The organism is Neobacillus endophyticus (genome assembly GCF_013248975.1).
Lineage (GTDB): Bacteria > Bacillota > Bacilli > Bacillales > Cytobacillaceae > Neobacillus > Neobacillus endophyticus.
In genome coordinates this window covers 4,943,501-4,962,232 of record NZ_JABRWH010000001.1, presented here as the reverse complement: position 1 = coordinate 4,962,232, position 18,732 = coordinate 4,943,501, and the positions used below count along the sequence as shown (strand labels likewise).

21 protein-coding genes are annotated in these 18,732 nt (G+C 38.0%); 17 read left to right on the top strand and 4 right to left on the bottom strand.

Annotated features, from left to right (window positions below; genetic code table 11):
• Positions 1 to 3: 3 nt before the first annotated feature.
• Complete coding sequence (locus HPT25_RS24640) at positions 4 to 834, top strand: sulfurtransferase (RefSeq protein ID WP_173070233.1); 831 nt, start codon at positions 4 to 6, stop codon at positions 832 to 834.
• A 124-nt stretch (positions 835 to 958) separates the two neighbouring features.
• Complete coding sequence (locus tag HPT25_RS24635; RefSeq protein ID WP_173070231.1) at positions 959 to 1,852, top strand: 5'-3' exonuclease; 894 nt, start codon at positions 959 to 961, stop codon at positions 1,850 to 1,852.
• A 56-nt stretch (positions 1,853 to 1,908) separates the two neighbouring features.
• Here HPT25_RS24635 and sspL read toward each other — a convergent pair whose 3' ends face one another.
• A complete protein-coding gene (sspL, locus tag HPT25_RS24630; RefSeq protein ID WP_173070229.1) occupies positions 1,909 to 2,046 on the bottom strand; it encodes a small, acid-soluble spore protein L in 138 nt (45 codons plus the stop codon).
• Between the two features lie 118 nt (positions 2,047 to 2,164).
• On the bottom strand, positions 2,165 to 3,085 hold the full coding sequence (locus HPT25_RS24625; RefSeq protein ID WP_173070227.1) for a DMT family transporter: 921 nt from the start codon (positions 3,083 to 3,085) through the stop codon (positions 2,165 to 2,167).
• A 204-nt stretch (positions 3,086 to 3,289) separates the two neighbouring features.
• Between HPT25_RS24625 and HPT25_RS24620 the strand changes: the two genes are divergently transcribed.
• On the top strand, positions 3,290 to 3,949 hold the full coding sequence (locus HPT25_RS24620) for a reverse transcriptase-like protein (protein ID WP_173070225.1): 660 nt from the start codon (positions 3,290 to 3,292) through the stop codon (positions 3,947 to 3,949).
• A gap of 21 nt (positions 3,950 to 3,970) precedes the next feature.
• Positions 3,971 to 4,156: a zinc-finger domain-containing protein gene (locus HPT25_RS24615; protein WP_312857333.1), complete on the top strand. Its 186-nt coding sequence runs from the start codon at positions 3,971 to 3,973 to the stop codon at positions 4,154 to 4,156.
• A gap of 44 nt (positions 4,157 to 4,200) precedes the next feature.
• Here HPT25_RS24615 and cspD read toward each other — a convergent pair whose 3' ends face one another.
• The gene (gene cspD / locus HPT25_RS24610) at positions 4,201 to 4,401 is read right to left on the bottom strand and encodes a cold-shock protein CspD (RefSeq protein WP_023627628.1); all 201 of its coding nucleotides are present in this window, start codon (positions 4,399 to 4,401) and stop codon (positions 4,201 to 4,203) included.
• A 287-nt stretch (positions 4,402 to 4,688) separates the two neighbouring features.
• Here cspD and HPT25_RS24605 point away from each other — a divergent pair, with 287 nt between their 5' ends.
• The 3 genes from HPT25_RS24605 (at position 4,689) to mntR (ending at position 7,998) form a co-directional block, all read left to right on the top strand.
• Positions 4,689 to 4,973 carry a hypothetical protein gene (locus tag HPT25_RS24605; RefSeq protein ID WP_173070223.1) on the top strand — a complete coding sequence of 95 codons (285 nt, stop codon included), beginning with the start codon at positions 4,689 to 4,691 and terminating at the stop codon, positions 4,971 to 4,973.
• 346 nt (positions 4,974 to 5,319) lie between these two features.
• Positions 5,320 to 7,473 (top strand): DNA topoisomerase III, encoded by a 2,154-nt coding sequence (locus tag HPT25_RS24600; RefSeq protein ID WP_173070221.1) that lies wholly within the window; start codon positions 5,320 to 5,322, stop codon positions 7,471 to 7,473.
• A 99-nt stretch (positions 7,474 to 7,572) separates the two neighbouring features.
• Complete coding sequence (gene mntR, locus HPT25_RS24595; protein WP_173070219.1) at positions 7,573 to 7,998, top strand: transcriptional regulator MntR; 426 nt, start codon at positions 7,573 to 7,575, stop codon at positions 7,996 to 7,998.
• Between the two features lie 100 nt (positions 7,999 to 8,098).
• On the opposite strand, the gene metA is transcribed toward mntR, so the two are convergent.
• Positions 8,099 to 9,007, bottom strand: a complete 909-nt coding sequence (gene metA, locus HPT25_RS24590) for a homoserine O-acetyltransferase MetA (RefSeq protein ID WP_173070217.1) — start codon at positions 9,005 to 9,007, stop codon at positions 8,099 to 8,101.
• Positions 9,008 to 9,226: 219 nt separating this feature from the next.
• Here metA and HPT25_RS24585 point away from each other — a divergent pair, with 219 nt between their 5' ends.
• The 10 genes from HPT25_RS24585 to HPT25_RS24540 all read left to right on the top strand — a co-directional run bounded on the left by HPT25_RS24585 (position 9,227) and on the right by HPT25_RS24540 (position 18,719).
• Positions 9,227 to 10,915, top strand: coding sequence for a formate--tetrahydrofolate ligase (locus HPT25_RS24585; RefSeq protein WP_173070215.1), 1,689 nt, complete (start codon positions 9,227 to 9,229; stop codon positions 10,913 to 10,915).
• Positions 10,916 to 10,932: 17 nt separating this feature from the next.
• A complete protein-coding gene (locus tag HPT25_RS24580; protein WP_173070213.1) occupies positions 10,933 to 11,472 on the top strand; it encodes a hypothetical protein in 540 nt (179 codons plus the stop codon).
• 13 nt (positions 11,473 to 11,485) lie between these two features.
• Positions 11,486 to 11,962 carry a glutathione peroxidase gene (locus HPT25_RS24575; protein WP_173070211.1) on the top strand — a complete coding sequence of 159 codons (477 nt, stop codon included), beginning with the start codon at positions 11,486 to 11,488 and terminating at the stop codon, positions 11,960 to 11,962.
• Positions 11,963 to 12,086: 124 nt separating this feature from the next.
• Entirely contained in the window at positions 12,087 to 12,737 is a 651-nt protein-coding gene (locus HPT25_RS24570) for an HD domain-containing protein (protein ID WP_312857358.1), read from the top strand.
• The gene (locus tag HPT25_RS24565; RefSeq protein WP_173070207.1) at positions 12,734 to 14,623 is read left to right on the top strand and encodes an ABC-F family ATP-binding cassette domain-containing protein; all 1,890 of its coding nucleotides are present in this window, start codon (positions 12,734 to 12,736) and stop codon (positions 14,621 to 14,623) included. Before HPT25_RS24570 ends, HPT25_RS24565 begins: the two co-directional genes overlap by 4 nt.
• A gap of 81 nt (positions 14,624 to 14,704) precedes the next feature.
• Complete coding sequence (locus HPT25_RS24560; protein ID WP_173070205.1) at positions 14,705 to 15,841, top strand: conserved virulence factor C family protein; 1,137 nt, start codon at positions 14,705 to 14,707, stop codon at positions 15,839 to 15,841.
• Between the two features lie 143 nt (positions 15,842 to 15,984).
• Positions 15,985 to 16,419 carry a BrxA/BrxB family bacilliredoxin gene (locus HPT25_RS24555; RefSeq protein ID WP_173070203.1) on the top strand — a complete coding sequence of 145 codons (435 nt, stop codon included), beginning with the start codon at positions 15,985 to 15,987 and terminating at the stop codon, positions 16,417 to 16,419.
• Between the two features lie 157 nt (positions 16,420 to 16,576).
• Complete coding sequence (locus HPT25_RS24550; protein WP_173070201.1) at positions 16,577 to 17,167, top strand: YpjP family protein; 591 nt, start codon at positions 16,577 to 16,579, stop codon at positions 17,165 to 17,167.
• Positions 17,168 to 17,271: 104 nt separating this feature from the next.
• Entirely contained in the window at positions 17,272 to 17,853 is a 582-nt protein-coding gene (locus HPT25_RS24545; protein ID WP_173070199.1) for a TerD family protein, read from the top strand.
• A gap of 86 nt (positions 17,854 to 17,939) precedes the next feature.
• Positions 17,940 to 18,719 (top strand): MeeY/MeeF family manganese export membrane protein, encoded by a 780-nt coding sequence (locus HPT25_RS24540; protein ID WP_173070197.1) that lies wholly within the window; start codon positions 17,940 to 17,942, stop codon positions 18,717 to 18,719.
• Positions 18,720 to 18,732: the final 13 nt, after the last annotated feature.

Here is an 18,732-nt window from a genome sequence, read left to right as displayed (position 1 = left end):
CGAATGAAATTTGCCGTAGATAAAGAATGGTTGTACGAACATTTGCTAACTGAAGAGGTCAGGATTATAGATTGCCGTTTTTCTTTAGCGGCACCTGAAAAAGGATATCAGGAATATTTACTTGGTCACTTGCCGGGAGCAGTATATTTTGATTTGGAAAAAGACTTATCAAGCCCTGTAGGCAAGCATGGAGGCCGGCATCCATTACCGGATCTGGGCGATTTGCAACATAAATTAGAAAATGCTGGTATCGGAGAAACAACGGTGGTTGTAGCCTATGATGGCGGAGAGGGTTCATATGCAGCACGTTTTTGGTGGCTATTACATTATTTGGGACACGAAAAAGTTTTCGTCCTTAATGGTGGCTTTAATGAATGGGTCAATGCAAATTTTCCTATAACAAAGGATATTCCCTTCTTACCTAAACAAACATTTCAAACCAAAGTCAGGTCGGAAATAATTGCAGACATTTCAGAAGTGAAAGAAGCGGCTGAAGGAAAAACGGATCAAGTCATCTTAATTGACTCTCGTGAAGAAAAACGCTATTTAGGTATAGAAGAGCCGATCGATAAGAAAGCAGGACATATTCCGGGAGCCATTAACAAACCTTGGATGGATGGTCTTCGAAATGGAAGGTACAAAACAGTCGAAGAACAGAAGAACAGGTTTATGGATTTGGTGCCAGAGAAGCAAATCATTGTCTATTGCGGCTCCGGAGTCACAGCAATCCCCAATTTCCTTTCTCTAAAGGATGCTGGTTATGACAAGGTAAAACTTTATATTGGAAGCTTTAGTGACTGGATCTCCTATGAAGAAAATAAAATTAAACCATAAAATCATATGAGTTAAAGCATAAATCATCAACTGGCAAGTTTAAACAGTAATTAAACTTGATTAAGTTTTTTCAGGAAACTATGGTATAATGTAAACCGTCTTGTTTCTAAAAGGAGGTCCAAACATGGAAAATCAAAAGCCTTCATTCATGCTTGTTGATGGAATGGCCTTATTATTCCGAGCTTTTTATGCGACTGCTGTCACAGGCCAATTTATGATAAATTCAAAAGGAATTCCAACAAACGGAATCCATGGGTTCATAAAACATTTGTTTGCTGCGGTTTCAACCTTTAAACCGACACATCTTGCAGTTTGCTGGGACATGGGAAGTAAAACATTTAGAACAGAATTGTTTGCCGATTATAAAGGAAATAGGGGAGAAGCACCGATTGAACTTATTCCCCAATTTGATTTGGTTAAAGAAGTAGTGGAGTCTTTTAATATTCCTAATATCGGATTGGCAGGATATGAAGCTGATGATTGTATCGGCACAATCGCAAATCAAGCAAAGAATCACGCACATGTATTCATCTTAACTGGTGATCAGGATATCCTTCAGTTGCTTGATGACAAGATTTCCGTCATTCTCCTGAAGAAAGGGTATGGTAATTATCATGTCCATACGCCGCAAACCTTTAAGGAAGAAAAAGGCATCACACCTCGCCAAATGATCGACCTAAAAGCGTTGATGGGAGATCCGAGTGACAATTATCCAGGTGTCAAAGGCATTGGAGAAAAGACAGCACTTAAACTGCTCAAAGAATATGAGCATGTTGAGGGAATTATCGCGAATTTAGATCAGCTGTCAAAATCTCATAAAACTAAAATTGAACAGGATTTAGAAATGCTACATTTATCCAGAAAACTGGCTGAAATTAAGTGTGACGTTCCTGTTACATGTGATATTGATGTCGCAGGAATTAGAATTGATACCGCGAAAGCGATGGATAAACTTCGGCAATTGGAGCTCAGAGGAATCGATCGTCTACTGCCAGTTGATATAGCCATTGGTTCTTAGAAAGTGAGAAGGTTGTCTCAAGTCGAGACAACCTATTTATTTGCCATTTATTTTGTTTATTTCGTATTTTTCTTTTTTGCGGCGTTTTCCAGTTTGCTTTTTGGTTCCTCTGCAAACTCAGCATCTTGACCATATCCTTGAGGATTAACTCCAGGTGCTTTAACCCCTCTGCTTCCAAGTCCCTTTTTACCCATTTTTTCGTTCACCTCCCGCATTCTTTAGTATGACCATCAGACATAATAAAACACCAATTTTGTTGTTGATAAACGGAAGGAGCGAAAAACTCCCTCTTGGGTAAAAAGGGAGTTGCAACTATCCTTCAATACTTTTCCTTTTTCTCCATAATGGAATCTTTTCGGCAGGTAGTTCGGCAAAAATGGTTCCCATGAAGATTAATATACAGCCGATTAAAGCGCTGAAGGATAAATGCTCGTGTGCCCAAAAGAATCCCGTAATAGCAGCAAAAACCGGCTCCATAGCAAATATTAATGCTACTCTTGTCGTTGACGTATACTTTTGAAAATTGGTTTGGACAAAGAAAGCAATAGCTGTTGCAAAGACGCTTGTGATAACAAGAGCGATGATGACCTCTTTAGAAAATAATAACTCCGGTTTTAACGCTTTTCTCCAATCTTCGAATAAAAAGGAAGAGATGATTGAGAATATAGCCACAGTTGTTATTTGTATCACAGTCAGTAGCAATGAAGGGAACTGATCGGAATATTTGCCTGTTAAAAGAATTTGGAATGCAAAGCTGATTGCACACACAAATACATAACCATCACCTGTGTTTAATCCGGTTACATCTGTCATTGTCAGTAGGAATAAACCGATGGTTGCCGTTAATACCCCTAATACAGCACTTTTGCCAGGGATTTGTTTTAAAAAAAACATTGAAAATAATGGAACTAAAACAACACTTAATCCTGTAATGAAACCTGCCTTTGAAGAAGTGGTATATTGTAATCCAATTGTTTGGGTAATGTATCCAAGAAATAGCCAAAATCCAATTATAACCCCAGCAATGACGGCTTTACGATTCATTTGTTTTAGTTGTTTGCGATCAAAAATAATTAATCCTAGAAATAGTAAAATAGCTGCTATAAAAAAGCGGATTCCGTTAAATGCAATTGGCGGGAGAAATCCTATGGCATCCTGCACGATGACAAAGGTCATTCCCCATATAACTGTAACGATAAGCAGACTTATATCTGCAAATATTGGATTTTTCATGATGAAATTTCCCCCAATTTCTCATTTTCCCCTTTTTCTCGTATACGTGAAAGTTTATCATATATTAAGAAAGTGGGGCATGATATTTTTCTATTGAACATATGGGTATGATAAAAAGTATACAATAAATGGAACGGGATTTTATCCTACCTTGAGAATTTATCATTGTAAATTTTGAATTTTGGATAGAAAGGCTGACCTATTATGAAGTATCGGCTTGAATGGAATTATAGATCGAACAATCTTAATGAAAAAGTACAATTTTCGTCTGAATGGGTTTCAGGAGAAACAGCCATTCAAATAGGCGAGGAGCTAGAGAGAACAGGGAAAATATCGGATTTGTATTTCTATGATGAAACCGGTACGTCCTGGATATTGAAGGAAATGAAGAAATTATTAACTGAAATTGAGGAAGATCCACATGATATTACTGTTTTTTTTGATGGCGGATTCCAGAAAGAAACGAATCAGGCAGGCCTTGGAGCCGTGATTTATTTTAAACAGGGGAAAAAGAAATATCGAATCCGTGCCAATGAGCGGATAGATGAAATGGAAACGAATAATGAAGCTGAATATGCAGCCTTTTATTTTGCATTGAATATTTTGGAAGAATTGGGTGTTCATCATTTATCTTGCGAGTTTAAGGGGGATTCACAAGTGGTCTTAAAACAGCTGGAAGGAGAATGGCCTTGCTATGAACAAGAGCTAAATCGCTGGCTGGACCGGATTGAGGAAAAAATATCTGCACTTGGAATAAAACCAAAATACACTCCAATTTCAAGAAAAGAAAATAAGGATGCAGATAAATTGGCAACGCAAGCATTAGAAGGAAAAGAGATTTTTGCAAAAATGTTGATTATATAACAATGGAGGTGTGCCAATTTAGTGAAGGATATTGTAAGAAGAGAATTGTTGAGCCAAATGGAACTTGTAATGAAACAGTACTGTGAGGGCTGTTTTTTACATCAACATTTAAAAAAAGAAGGCGGCCGAAGAAAAGCCCATCGCTTTTGCATAACACAATGCACAGTGGGTGAGCAACTGAAAGAATACGGAAAAAAATTAAATTAAAAAAGGCTGACAATGTTTGTCAGCCTTTAAGGTTATTTTTTAAATTATAATTTCACTACATTTGCAGCTTGAGGTCCGCGGTTGCCTTCAACGATTTCGAAAGAAACTTCTTGACCTTCTTCTAAAGATTTGTAGCCATCGCCTTGAATTGCGCTGAAATGTACGAATACATCGTCGCCGCCTTCAACTTCGATAAAACCAAAGCCTTTTTCATTGTTAAACCATTTTACTTTACCGTTTTGCATGTAATTCTTCCTCCTAAGCCTTTCAAGACACCAACTGTTTTGATGTCTAAGATAAATATTACCATGTAAAAATTGACTAAAGAGAAACCTTTAGTTACCCCTTACATGATGCTTTAAATATACAATATTGGTAATTGACAGTCAAGGAAGCGCTTTTGTTTTTTGGGCTGATCTATCATGTAGTAAATAGTCGCATAAAAGTAAGCTTTATGTGATGAATAATCATAAATTATGCCGTCCATCTCATATGTTTATTAAAACAATATATTTAATTGGGGTGGGAAGGGATGTACCGATTTACAGTAGATGGTGAGGAATGGATCTTACGATTTTCGCCTCAAGTTCTCATTGAAGAAGAGGAAAAGCAGACCATCCTACAGTCACTTCTTCATATTGGTGAAGAAGTGGCCAACTTTTCACATGGAAATGCCTTTTTGATCTTTACCAAAAACATTGGAGCTATTATCTATGATGTCGAAAGAATTCCCTCATTCATTTTGACAATTTCTAATATTATTCCAGAAGAAAATTGGTATATGGTGGATTCTAAAACAGAAGGATTCCACTTTTAACATTGTGGGAGTTACTGAGAGGGTAACTCCTTTTCACCATTGCTATTTTCACTTGTTTTAACAAAATTGTCATATATATTTGTGGTTATTTTGTATTTCTCTGATAATATAACAATGTGAATTTTCAATATTTTTAATGTGTTAAAAATGTCTATCACATGTGGATGATTTTCCTCTTTTTCCCCTATTTGTCACTCTCATCTCTATTTCTTTATATATTTCATACTTCTCCAGATTAGAAACACTGATTCCCTTGATTTCACCATTGATTTTTACCTTTACGAAATAAGTTTTAAGTGGGAAAATGAAGGTCGGACGTTTTCAATAGATAAAGGGGCTGCAGTTTATGAAAGTGGTTATTGCAGAAAAACCGGATCAAGGCTCCGCCTTAGCCTCGGTCTTTAAACATAAAAAACAAAATGGTTTTATAGAAATCTTTCCGAATGATATTTTTCCTGAAGGAGCCTATGTGACATGGGCTATAGGTCATATTTGCCAACTGGTACCTCCAGAAAAATATCAACCTGAATGGAAAAAATGGACATTAGATAATTTACCGATGATACCGGAGCAATTTTCCTATGAGGTATCAAAAGATAAAGCTAATCAATTTGCCGCCATTAAGAAGCTGATTTCCAACCCTCAAGTAACAGAAATTATTCATGCAGGCGACGCTGGTAGGGAAGGAGAGCTAATTATACGCAATATTTTAAGACTGACTAATTGTAAAAAACCAATGAAACGGTTATGGATTTCCTCTTTGACACCTAATTCCATTCGTGCCGGATTCAAAAAGCTCCTTGAAGAAAATGAAACACGCAATCTTTATTTTGAAGCTTATACGCGTGCCTGTGCCGACTGGATCGTTGGAATGAATGCTTCCAGGCTCTATAGTTTGCTGCTGCAAAAACACGGCTTTTCAGATGTGTTTTCTGTAGGCAGGGTTCAAACGCCGACTCTTGCATTAATTGTAAAACGAGAGTGGGAAATTGAAAATTTTAAAGTAGAACCTTTTTGGGAAGTGGAAGCCCATTTTGCAGTAAATGGAAAGAAATATAAGGGGAAATGGCAGGATGATGGGGAAACAAGGATAAAGACGAAAGAATTGGCCGAGAAAATAGCGGCATTTTGCCGAGATAAACCAGCAGAGGTAAATGATGTCATTTCGGAAAGGAAAGAATTCTTTCCTCCTCAGTTATTTAATTTGTCTTCTTTACAAGCAGAAGTTAATAAACGTTTTAAATTTTCACCAAAGAAAACGCTGGATGTTTTGCAACAGCTCTATCAAAAGGGCAATGTATCCTATCCGAGATCAGATTCTCGATATGTGACAAAAGAGGAAGCGAATTCTTTTCCTGACATTCTTAACAAACTAAGCCACCTTAGCGATTTTGAAAGCTACTTTCCATTACCTGTTGCTTCAATTTCTGAAAATAAACGGTATGTAAACGAAAAGAAAGTGACGGACCACTACGCGATCATCCCTACAGAGCAAATTCCCAATTTACAAAAGCTTAGTTCAGATGAACGTAAAATCTATGAGCTCATCGTTAAGAGTTTAATAGCTGCCCATTATCCAAAGTCTATTGCTGAATATACAACCGTAACGTCTCTGGTCGACGGACGTGCGGCTTTTATTTCAAAAGGCAAAGTTCAGCTTGAGGAAGGGTGGAGAAAGGTCCTAAATCAAAAGGAACAAGATGATGCTCCAGCTCTTCCACAGCTTTTAAAAGGTGAGCAAGGAACAACAAAAAAAGTCGATGTAAGAGAGGGTCAGACACAGCCGCCTAAAAGGTATACTGAAGGACAGTTGATTACATTGATGAAGACTGCAGGGAAGCATATCGATGATAAAGAACTTGAGAAAATTTTAGCAAAAACGGAAGGGTTAGGCACAGAAGCGACTAGAGCTGGAATCATCACTATGTTAAAGGATCGTCTTTATATAGAGGTCAAAAAGAATTTAGTTTATGCAACCGCAAAGGCCAAAATATTAATTGAGGCTGTTGGTGGAGAAATCCTCGCTTCACCTGAAATGACAGCAAAGTGGGAGCAAAAGCTGAAAGAAATCTCAGAAGGTGCAGCATCACCAAAAACATTTATGGATCAAACGAAAAAAATGGTTCATCACCTTATCGATGCCTGTGCCGGACAATCTGAACAATGGAATTTCTCCAAAGAGGTTTCAGAAAACTTTACCCCTGGTAAACAACGGGGAAAGAAGAAGACAGCTGCCAAACTTGGGCCATGTAAAAAATGCGATGGATTCATTGTTGATAAAGGAAGCTTTTTTGGCTGCAGCAATTATCAAAAAAATCATTGTGATTTTACGATTTCGAAAAAAATCCTAGGGAAAAATATCACACAAAAAATGGTAAAACAGTTGCTTACGGATGGTAAAACTGATTTTATTGAAGGATTTATTGGTAAAGAAAGAAACTTTAATGCTAGATTGTGTTTGGATTTAAAAGAAAATAAAATAAAGTTTTTATTTGAGTAAATATATATTTGGAAATCTTTTAAGATGTGAGAAAGAGCCTTGTCACTCTAATCTTTCTATAGTAAACTTTTATTGATTTCTTTTTTTGGAGGGTATGGGATGCCAACACCAAGTATGGAAGATTATATTGAACAAATTTATAATTTAATTGAAGAAAAGGGTTACGCTCGGGTATCTGATATTGCCGAAGCGTTATCCGTTCATCCCTCCTCAGTGACAAAAATGGTGCAAAAGCTTGATAAGGACGACTATTTAATATATGAAAAGTACCGGGGACTCGTGTTAACACCGAAGGGGAAGAAGATTGGCAAGCGATTGGTTTTTAGACATGATTTACTTGAACAGTTTCTGAAAATTATCGGAGTTAAGAATGAAAATATTTATCATGATGTGGAAGGCATTGAACATCATTTAAGCTGGGATTCCATTGATCGCATTTTTGACCTTGTTCAGTATTTTGAGGAAGATGGAAGTCGTATGGAGGCATTGAAGGATATTCAAAGACAAAATGAGCATAGTGATTAAAACATCAAAAGCACCTGGTATTTAGGCCGGGTGCTTTCGATGTTTTAAGGTAAAAAGACTTTTTTCACAGGATAATACTCCCAACACTGGGCCTTGCCTTTCAACCCCATATAAATGGTGTTTCCTGATAGACATAATAATTAAGCCAATTAGAAAAGAAGAGATGGCCATGTGAACGCCAGCGATTAATTGGCGGCTGGGTTGGATCATTGTTTGGAAAGTAATTTTCCGGAACATGTATTTCTAATCCTTTTTGTACATCCCGTTCATATTCTTGTGCCAATGAATCAGATTCATATTCCAAATGTCCGGTGATCATGACATGCTTTCGATCTTTGGAGGCAATTAAAAGGGCTCCTGCATCACTGGAAGCAGCTAATAATTTAAGATCGTCGTTCTTTTTAATTTCTTCCACTGATACATCTGTATAGCGGGAATGTGGCGCATAAAATTGATCATCGAATCCCCGTAATAAAATATCATTTTGCTCGAAAATTTGGTGGGCATAAATACCTGAACATTTTCTTTCTAACTCAAATTTGTCAATTCCGTAATGATAGTAAAGGGCTGCTTGTGCTCCCCAGCAAATATGCAGAGTAGAAGTGACATTCGACTTTGTCCATTCCATAATATCCGTTAATTCAGACCAATATTTTACCTGGTCAAATTCCAAAAGTTCTACTGGAGCCCCAGTGATAATCATCCCATCAAACTTTTGATTTTTAATCTCTGAGAAGGTGGTATAAAATTGTTCCAAATGCTGTTTGCTTGTATGAGTTGATTCGTAAGAAATAGTTTTTAAAAATTTTACATTCACTTGCAGCGGGGTATTTCCGAGTAATCGAAGTAACTGGGTTTCTGCTTTTTCCTTTTCAGGCATTAAATTCAAGATTAGGATCTTTAATGGCCGGATATCCTGACTTGTTGCACGCTCATCATCCATGATGAATATATTTTCCTGCTCTAAAGTTTCCCGGGCAGGCAGAAGTTTTGGAATATTAATAGGCAATATTCTAGCCCCCTTTAATTTCAATATGCTACATTCATTAATACAAGTACCGAAAGGAAAAGTCAATGAATATTTCAAAAATTCAATAAAGAAATTATATATATAATTTTTAAATCAGAAAAGATAAAAATTTGTTCGACAATTAAAGTTTTTGAATTACGCTTTTTTGATACAATAATAGAAGATTTATTTATTCTGAACTGACAGCGGGGGATATCATTGGTTACAAACTCAACTGTATTATCAGATATAGAAATTGCACAAAAGACAGAAATGAAGCCAATAATAGAAATCGCAAAAAAAATTGGAATTGAAGCAGATGATTTAGAGCTTTTTGGAAAGTATAAGGCAAAACTTTCAACTGACGCATTGGAGAAAATTCAAACTAGAGAGTCTGGAAAAATCATTCTTGTCACATCTATCAATCCCACTCCAGCTGGGGAAGGAAAATCGACTGTAACAGTGGGATTAGGTGATGCTTTTAACCGGCTTGGCAAGAAAGCAATGATTGCAATGCGTGAGCCTTCATTAGGGCCGACAATGGGAATAAAAGGCGGTGCTACTGGAGGAGGGTATTCTCAAGTTCTTCCAATGGAAGATATCAATCTTCATTTTACAGGGGATTTTCATGCCATTACTACGGCAAATAATGCACTGGCCGCGTTAATAGATAATCATCTTCAACAAGGTAATGAATTAAGAATCGATCAACGCCGGATTGTTTGGAAACGGTCCTTGGATTTAAATGATCGTGCGCTAAGAAAGATTATTATAGGGCTTGGCGGGCCGCTTCAAGGTATGCCAAGAGAAGATGGCTTTGATATCACTGTAGCATCTGAAATTATGGCAGTATTATGTTTGGCAGCTAATCTTAAAGATTTAAAAATAAGATTGTCAAGAATGGTCATTGCTTATAATGAGGACAAGATGCCAATTACGGTTAGGGATCTGGGAGTGGAAGGTGCATTAGCTTTATTATTGAAAGATGCAATAAAGCCAAATCTTGTTCAAACAATTGAACATACGCCTGCACTTGTTCATGGAGGGCCGTTTGCTAATATTGCCCATGGCTGTAATAGTGTGATTGCTACTATTGCCGCTGCTAAATTAGCGGATTATGTGGTAACAGAAGCCGGTTTTGGGGCAGATCTGGGAGCGGAGAAATTTTTACATATTAAATCACGAAGTGCGGGTATTAGGCCTGAGGCTGTCGTTGTGGTTGCTACGATCCGTGCATTAAAAATGCATGGGGGTGTAACGGTAAATGAACTCGTCGCTGAAAATATTCAGGCATTGTCGAAAGGATTCGCCAATCTGCAAAAGCATGTCGAAACAATCAGAAGTTTTGGCCTTCCAGTAGTAGTAGCGATCAATAAATTCATTACTGATACAGAACAAGAGGTTCAAATGATATTGGACTGGTGCCAGCGAGAAAATGTTCCGGTTGCCTTAACTGAAGTATGGCAAAAAGGCGGAGAAGGTGGAATCGAATTAGCTGAGCAACTGTTGACAGTGATTAGCAAGGAGAAAAACAAGTTCTATCCATTGTATGATTTATCTGATTCTATCGAATCCAAGGTCCGAACCATTGTGCAAAAAGTTTACGGGGGAAACGATGTTGAATTTTCACAAAAGGCGCAAAAGCAATTAAAGGATTTTGAAAAGTTTGGCTGGTCTCATTTGGCTGTTTGTATGGCAAAAACCCAATATTCATTATCTGATGATCCCGCGAAACTGGGGCGACCATCAGATTTTACAGTAACGGTAAGAGAGTTTAAGCCTTCGATCGGAGCTGGCTTCATTGTTGCCTTAACTGGTGAAGTAATGACAATGCCCGGACTGCCTAAAAAACCGGCAGCATTAAATATGGATATTGATGAAAATGGCCATGCCATAGGACTTTTCTAAAGGAGTAGATATAGTAAATGTTTGATCCAACAGCCTTTGATAATATGAAAGTTGTCATCGAAGGTGCCCTTTATGATTTAGATTTAATTGGAGCCATCATAGTTACCGACCGAAATGACTTTCTTAATACTGCCAAAATGTCCCGTTTGTTTTCCATTTGCTTTAGATTGCCCGGAAATACAACGAACACTGTAACAGCAAAATTGGAAATGGGTGCAGAACTTAATAATTTGGCAGCAGAGCTTCTGCCAAATATGGATGCAAATGATTTGGCGGGCTGCTTTGTAAAACTTCAATTTTGCCTTGAGGTTGTTGATGAGATGACAGAATATCAGGAGATTGATGATATTTTTAGGAAAATTTGGGGAGAAGAAAGGAAAATCTGCCAATCTGTAGAATTTAATCCGTTAAACCAACCAAAAAAAATGAAAAACGTGGTGACTATTGATTTTGAAAGAATCATCAGTGAAGCACAAATGGATGACCTAGTCGAAATGATAGAATTTATGGTCACGACCACGCAGCAGTTGGAGACTTTCTGCAACGGCAGAAAATAGGAGGTAACCCCCAATGTCAATTTATCAATTTCAGGCGAAAACAATTGATGGACAGGAAATATCTTTAAAAAACTTTGAGGGCAGTGTCATGCTGATAGTCAATACCGCAAGTAAATGCGGCTTTACTCCTCAATATAAGGAGCTTCAAGGCATATATGAAAAATATAAGGATCGGAGCTTTGTTGTTTTGGGATTTCCTTGTAACCAATTTATGGGTCAAGAGCCTGGCAGTGACGAGGAAATCAAATCTTTTTGTGAAATAAATTACGGTGTAAAGTTCCCGTTGTTCGCCAAGATCGATGTTAACGGGGTTTATACCCATCCATTGTTCGCTTACCTGAAAAAACATGCGCCAGGAGTAATGGGGATTTCCACAATAAAGTGGAACTTCACTAAATTTCTCGTTGATTCCAAAGGGAATGTAGTAAATCGATATGCTCCAAATACGACCCCCGAGGAAATAGCAAAAGATATCGAAGAGCTTCTTTAAGCAAAACCAGCTGTTTAGCTGGTTTTGTATTTTTTTGAATATGATTCAAACCTATTTCCGCAAAGTCTTTTATCTTCCCTTGTTTTTCGTGATAAAATAGGCTGGATAAGGATGGTGCATGGAAGTGAAAGAGCAGATTATTAAGCAAACAGAGCTATTTGTCCAGAATGAATTAGGAGAAGATGCAACAGGACATGATTGGCACCATATCGATCGTGTTCGCCGCAATGCATTATATATATGGAAAAAGGAGCAAGCGGGTGACCCCTTTATCATAGAAATGGCTGCATTACTCCATGATATTCCTGACGAAAAATTGAATGATAGTGTTGGACAAGGTGAAGAGAAATTAGCCTCATTCCTTTCCATGATTCCTTTATCAGATCAACATAAAATTGAAATAGAGGAAATTATTTACTCCATTTCCTTTAAAGGCGGAAACAGCGTTAAACTGAAAACAATAGAAGCCCAAATCGTTCAGGATGCTGATCGCATAGATGCTATTGGTGCAATCGGCATTGCTAGAGCATTTGCTTATGGTGGAAAGAAAGGTCAGCCAATATATGACCCGAATGTACAAGTCCGTGAACATATGAGTGTGGAAGAATATCGAAATGGTAAATCCACAACGATACATCATTTCTATGAAAAACTGCTGAAATTGAAAAATCTTTTAAATACTAATACTGCTATAAAAATGGCGGAGAGCCGTCAACAAATGATGGAACTTTTTTTACAACAATTTTATCAAGAATGGAAAGGTCAAGAATCATGAAAATGCTCACAATAGAAAACGTCACAAAATCGTATGGAGAAAAACAGTTATTTAATGGGATCTCATTTACGATTGCAGAAAAGGAAAGGGTTGGTCTTATTGGTGTCAATGGGACAGGGAAGTCCTCGTTATTAAAAATTGTGGCTGGAATTGACCACCCTGATGAGGGGAAAATTATTGCCGCGAAAGATTATACCATTGCATTCTTAAACCAACAGCCTGATTTTCAGACAGACCGTACAGTGCTCGAACAAGTATTCCATGGTGAAGCGCCCGTTTTAAAATTAATGAGAGAGTATGAAAAAACGCTCATGGAGCTTAACCTAACACCAAATGATACGAAGAGTCAGGAACAGTTATTTAGCCTGCAAAAGCAAATGGATGCTCTAAATGCCTGGGATGCAAGTACAAATGCTAAAACGATCCTAACAAAATTAGGAATTGAAAATTTCTCGCAAAAAGTTGGTGAGCTCTCCGGAGGTCAGAAGAAACGAGTCGCATTGGCGCAGGTATTAATCGCGGAGCCTGATTTACTCATTTTGGATGAGCCGACAAACCACCTTGATTTTTCAGCCGTAAAGTGGCTTGAAGAGTATTTAAGCAGGTACAATCGCGCGATTTTACTTGTTACCCACGACCGCTACTTTCTGGATAAAGTAGCAAATAGAATGTTTGAATTAGATGGGGGCAATTTATACAGCTACAAAGGAAATTATGCAGCTTTCCTTGAATCTAAAGCCATTCGTGAAGAAAATGAAGCCGCAGTATTTGAAAAAAGAAAAAATCTGTTCCGGCACGAGCTTGAATGGATCAGAAGAGGCGCTCAGGCAAGAACAACTAAGCAAAAGGCACGAATCCAGCGTTTTGAAGATCTGAGCGATAAGCTCTCCGCTGGGAAGACCAGTCAAGAGAAGCTTGACATTTCTCTGAATGGGAGTCGTTTAGGTAAACAGGTTTTTGAATTAAAGGATGCATCCAAGAGGTTTGAGGAGAGAATAATTCTTGAACACTTTGATTTATTAGTCAAACCAGGAGATCGAATGGGGATTATTGGCAAAAATGGAGCCGGAAAATCAACCATTTTAAATATTCTTGCAAAGCGAATCCCGCTTGACGCTGGTGATTTTATTATGGGGCAGACAGTAAAAATCGCTTATTATACACAGGAAAATGATGATATGGACGAAAATAAGCGGATGATTGAATACATTAAAGAAACGGCACAGGTGGTAGAAACTTCAGATGGAAAAACGATTTCTGCATCGCAAATGCTGGAAAGGTTTTTGTTTCCACCATTTACACACGGTACACCTATTCGCAAGCTTTCCGGCGGAGAAAAGCGTCGTTTATACTTATTAAAAATTTTAATGTCAGCACCCAATGTGCTCTTACTGGACGAGCCGACAAATGATCTTGATACACTAACACTAACAGTTTTGGAGGATTATTTGGAAGATTTTCCTGGGGTTGTTATTACTGTCTCCCATGACCGGTATTTCTTAGATAAAATAGCCGAACAGCTATTAGTTCTAGAGGGGGATGGTGTAATTGAATCATATTATGGCACTTACACAGAATACTTGGAAGATCAAATGGCAAAGGAAGCGCCAAAACAGGAAATAAAGATGGTAGCACCTGTAAAAAGCTTTGAAAAGGAAAAAAAGAAAAGAATGTCTTATAAGGAAAAAAAGGAATGGGAAGAAATTGACGACGTCATTGCTGCCACAGAAGCCAGGATGGAAGAGGTCGCGAATGAAATGGCGGCAGCGGGCAGTGACTTTTCAAAACTGCAAGAGTTAATGAAAGAAGAGACTGTGTTGAATGAAAAGCTGGAATATTTAATCGAGCGCTGGTCCTATCTGGCTGAGCAGGCTGAAATGGAATAATGTGGCTGCAGTGCATATGAAATGAATTTACCAACATTAATATGTTAAACTTGTTTAAAACAAGAGAATAAGGTGATTGCGTTGAACATACGGTCGATCGAACCTACTCCAAGTCCAAATACAATGAAAATTTTGCTCGACCAAGAGCTCCCGATGGGAAAAAGCCATAACTATAAAAAAGAAACGATGGAGTTCGCGCCTGCTGTCATTCAAAAAATACTTGGCATTGAGGGAATTAAGGGAGTTTACCATGTCGCAGACTTTCTTGCAGTGGAAAGAAATGCAAAATATGACTGGAAAGAATTGCTCCCGCTTGTAAGGAAGGCCTTTGGTGAAAAGCCATCTGAAATGACAACTACAAGTCCTATGGTAAATGACCACTTTGGAGAAATTACCGTAGAAATACAAATGTTTAAGGGTATTCCCCTGCAGGTTAAACTTACTGATAGTACAACTGAAAAACGTTTCGGAATGCCTCCATACTTCCTTGAAGCCAGAGAGCGAGCACAGCTCCCAGAAGATAATTATATTTTTTTGCGAAAATGGATAAATCAAGGTGTAAGGTATGGTGACTTTGATCAGGTTGGTCAAGAGGTTGTAGATGAACTGATCGCAGCATATCCGATAAAAAGACTTGAGGAGCTTGTTAAAGCGGCACAAGAGAAGGAATCGCCAACTGTACAAAGAGCCATTTGGACTCGAAGAAAGATTACACTTGAGGAGTTTCAAAACCCCGATTGGCAGCTAAGATACCAAATGCTTGAGCAAATGGAAGACCCGGATTTGAAAGATCTTCCTTTATTAGAAAAAGCGTTAGCGGATGAGAAACCTTCGATTCGCCGGCTTTCTGTTGTCTACCTAGGTATGATCAAGGATAAGACAGTTTTACCGCTTTTATATAAAGCTTTAAAGGATAAGACAGTCACCGTCCGGCGGACAGCAGGAGACTGCCTGTCAGATTTAGGTTTCAAAGAAGCAGTTCCTGAAATGGTGCGAGCTTTGAAAGATCCAAGTAAATTGATACGCTGGCGTGTTGCGATGTTTTTATTTGAAGTGGGTGATGTTCAATCACTACCTGCTTTAAAGGCAGCAGAAAATGATCCCGAATTTGAAGTCAGTATGCAGATAAAAATGGCGATTCAAAGAATCGAGGGCGGGGAAGAAGCCAAAGGCTCTGTTTGGAAGCAAATGACAGAAGCAAGAAAGCTAGATCATTAAGCTTTATTAAAGCAATGGAGGACGGAAGCTTTTATTTAGGGGAGATCTACAACTGCTAAACCGCCCTAAAATGCTCGCTCCTTTACCGGAAATTAACAGATCAAATATTGAATGATAAAAACAAAAGTGGAGTGATGTTAAATATGTCAAATGCATATGAAGAATATATGAGACAGATGGTTCAACCAATGCGTGATGAATTAACAAGAGCAGGTTTTAAAGAACTTACAACAGCAGAACAAGTTGAGAGCTTTATGGAAAATATGAAAGGTACTGCACTTGTTGTAGTCAATTCGGTTTGCGGTTGTGCTGCTGGATTGGCACGTCCTGCTGCAACACAAGGCGTTTTAAGAAGTGAGAAAAAACCGGATCATCTAATTACGGTATTTGCTGGACAGGATAAAGAGGCTACCGCAAAGATGCGCGAGTATTTTGAAGGCCTCGAGCCCTCCTCCCCTTCAATGGCTCTATTGAAAAATAATCAAGTCGTTCATTTCATTCCAAGGCATGATATTGAAGGAATGCCAATGGAAACAGTTATGGAAAATGTAATGGGTGCGTTAGCAGATCATTGTTAAAGAATAGAATCGTGTGGTTCCATTTCAAAGTGAAATAGGATCACACGATTTTTTTTCTCTTCTTATTCTCTTTTTCCATTTTTTGCGAAAAGGAAGTATAATAGTTTATATGAATAACAATTCAGGTAAGATTTTCAAGAATTAAGGGGAAATTAGAATGAATAAATGGGTTCGTAAGACACTGTTTATCTTTGTTTCAATTTTAACATTTGGCCTCATTACCCCAGCACAATTAATGAATACTGTAAATGCAGACAGCCCGAATGATCGGGATGTTTTGGAAGCGCCATCTCCAGAAACCGGCTTTCCGTTAAATGGATATATAGAGGAACCAGACTTTAATAAGGATTTATTTTTGCAGGATATATTGAATCAAGCTGAGAGGCAATCATATCAAAAATTTGGTACCAAGATTAAGCCGGTTATTGAAAATGAATTCCGAGAAATGATTTGGCCAAATATTGAAAAGGCAATTGAACAAACAGCAGCCCAATTTCCAGAGGAAGATTTAAAAAGTCTTTCTATCACAGAGCAGCCCGGTGCTGGATATTCTGAAAAAATTTTTAATATCAAAAACAATGTTACGGGAAAAGATATTCTCAAGTTTCATGTGCGAAGAGATCATCCTCCTCAGGCAGGATATTGGTTTAATTTTCATTATCATACCTATCACGATCAATTCCAAGGTCATTATGAACTAGGGGCCATTTATTGGGACTCAAATGTACCTCCGAAATGGATGAGTTAATCACTCCGGTTTGCGAAATGCTAGTCAAAAATTTTATATTATATATGAAACCTTTTTATTCTACACTCGTAAATAAACTAATACCTAAATTGGAGGAATGAAAAATGGCTGTAAGCTTATCGAAAGGTCAAAAAGTTGATTTGACAAAAACAAATCCAGGTTTGACAAAAGTAATTGTAGGCCTTGGATGGGATACGAATAAATATGATGGCGGACATGATTTTGACTTGGATGCTTCTGTATTCTTGCTAGGAGAGAATGGGAAGGTGACCACTGAATCAGATTTTATTTTTTATAACAACCCTCAAGGTGCAAATGGAGCAGTTGTACATACAGGTGATAATCGTACTGGTGCGGGCGATGGTGACGACGAACAAATTAAAATCAATTTAATGGAAGTACCCTCCAACATTCAGCGCATTGCCTTTACAATTACGATTCATGAGGCAGCAAGCAGAAACCAGAACTTTGGACAAGTTTCGAATTCATACGCCCGAATTTTTAATGAAGAGTCTGGCGAAGAACTTATTCGTTATGATTTAGGAGAAGACTTCTCTATTGAAACTGCAATAGTTGTTGGAGAATTGTACCGCCACAATGGCGAATGGAAATTCAGTGCAATTGGTAGCGGATATCAAGGCGGCCTGGCTGCTTTGGCAACAGATTTCGGCCTGCAGGTTGGCTAATTAGTAAGACAACAAAGGACCCGGCGCACTAGCTGGGTCTTTAAAAAATTTTAGTTTTTGTATTTGGAATTGGAGGAACTTTTTTAATGTCAGTATTACAAGGAATTCTTCATACGTATGCTCAATTTTTTGATTTGCATATGTGGGGAGAAGTATTAACTAACCCTGTCAGCTGGGGACTCATCGGCACATTAGTTATTTTGGAAGGGTTACTGTCAGCAGATAATGCCCTGGTACTAGCAGTAATGGTAAAACACTTGCCTAAAAATAAGCGCAAAAAAGCACTTTTTTATGGCTTGCTTGGGGCATATGCTTTCCGTTTTATTGCCATCGGACTTGGCGTATATTTAATTGAGCTGTGGTGGGTAAAAGCAGTTGGAGCGGCTTATCTTGCTTGGTTATCAATCAAATACTTTATTGATAAGCGTAAAGGCAGTGATGGGGAGGAAGAAGAGGCAGAAGGCATGAACCAACAAGGAGCCCTGGTACGCCTTTTTGGGATTTTTTGGGGTACAGTGGTAATGGTAGAACTCATGGATATTGCCTTTTCGGTTGATAGTGTATTGGCGGCATTTGGTGTCAGCAACGAAGTTTGGATTCTTTTGCTAGGCGGGATGCTGGGAGTTTTAATGATGCGGGGAGTTGCTGGTGTATTTTTAGCACTGATTGACAGAATTCCTGAGCTTGAAACTACGGCATATATTTTAATTCTTATTATCTCAATTAAGATGTTTTTGGAAGTGTTTTTTCACTATGAACTTCCATCACTATATTTCTTTATTATCTTGCTGTTTACATTTGGAGCAACCTTTATTGTTCACTTCTTGAATAAGAAAAAAACAGGTGCAGAAGAAAAACAGTTATAACATGAAAGGTGAA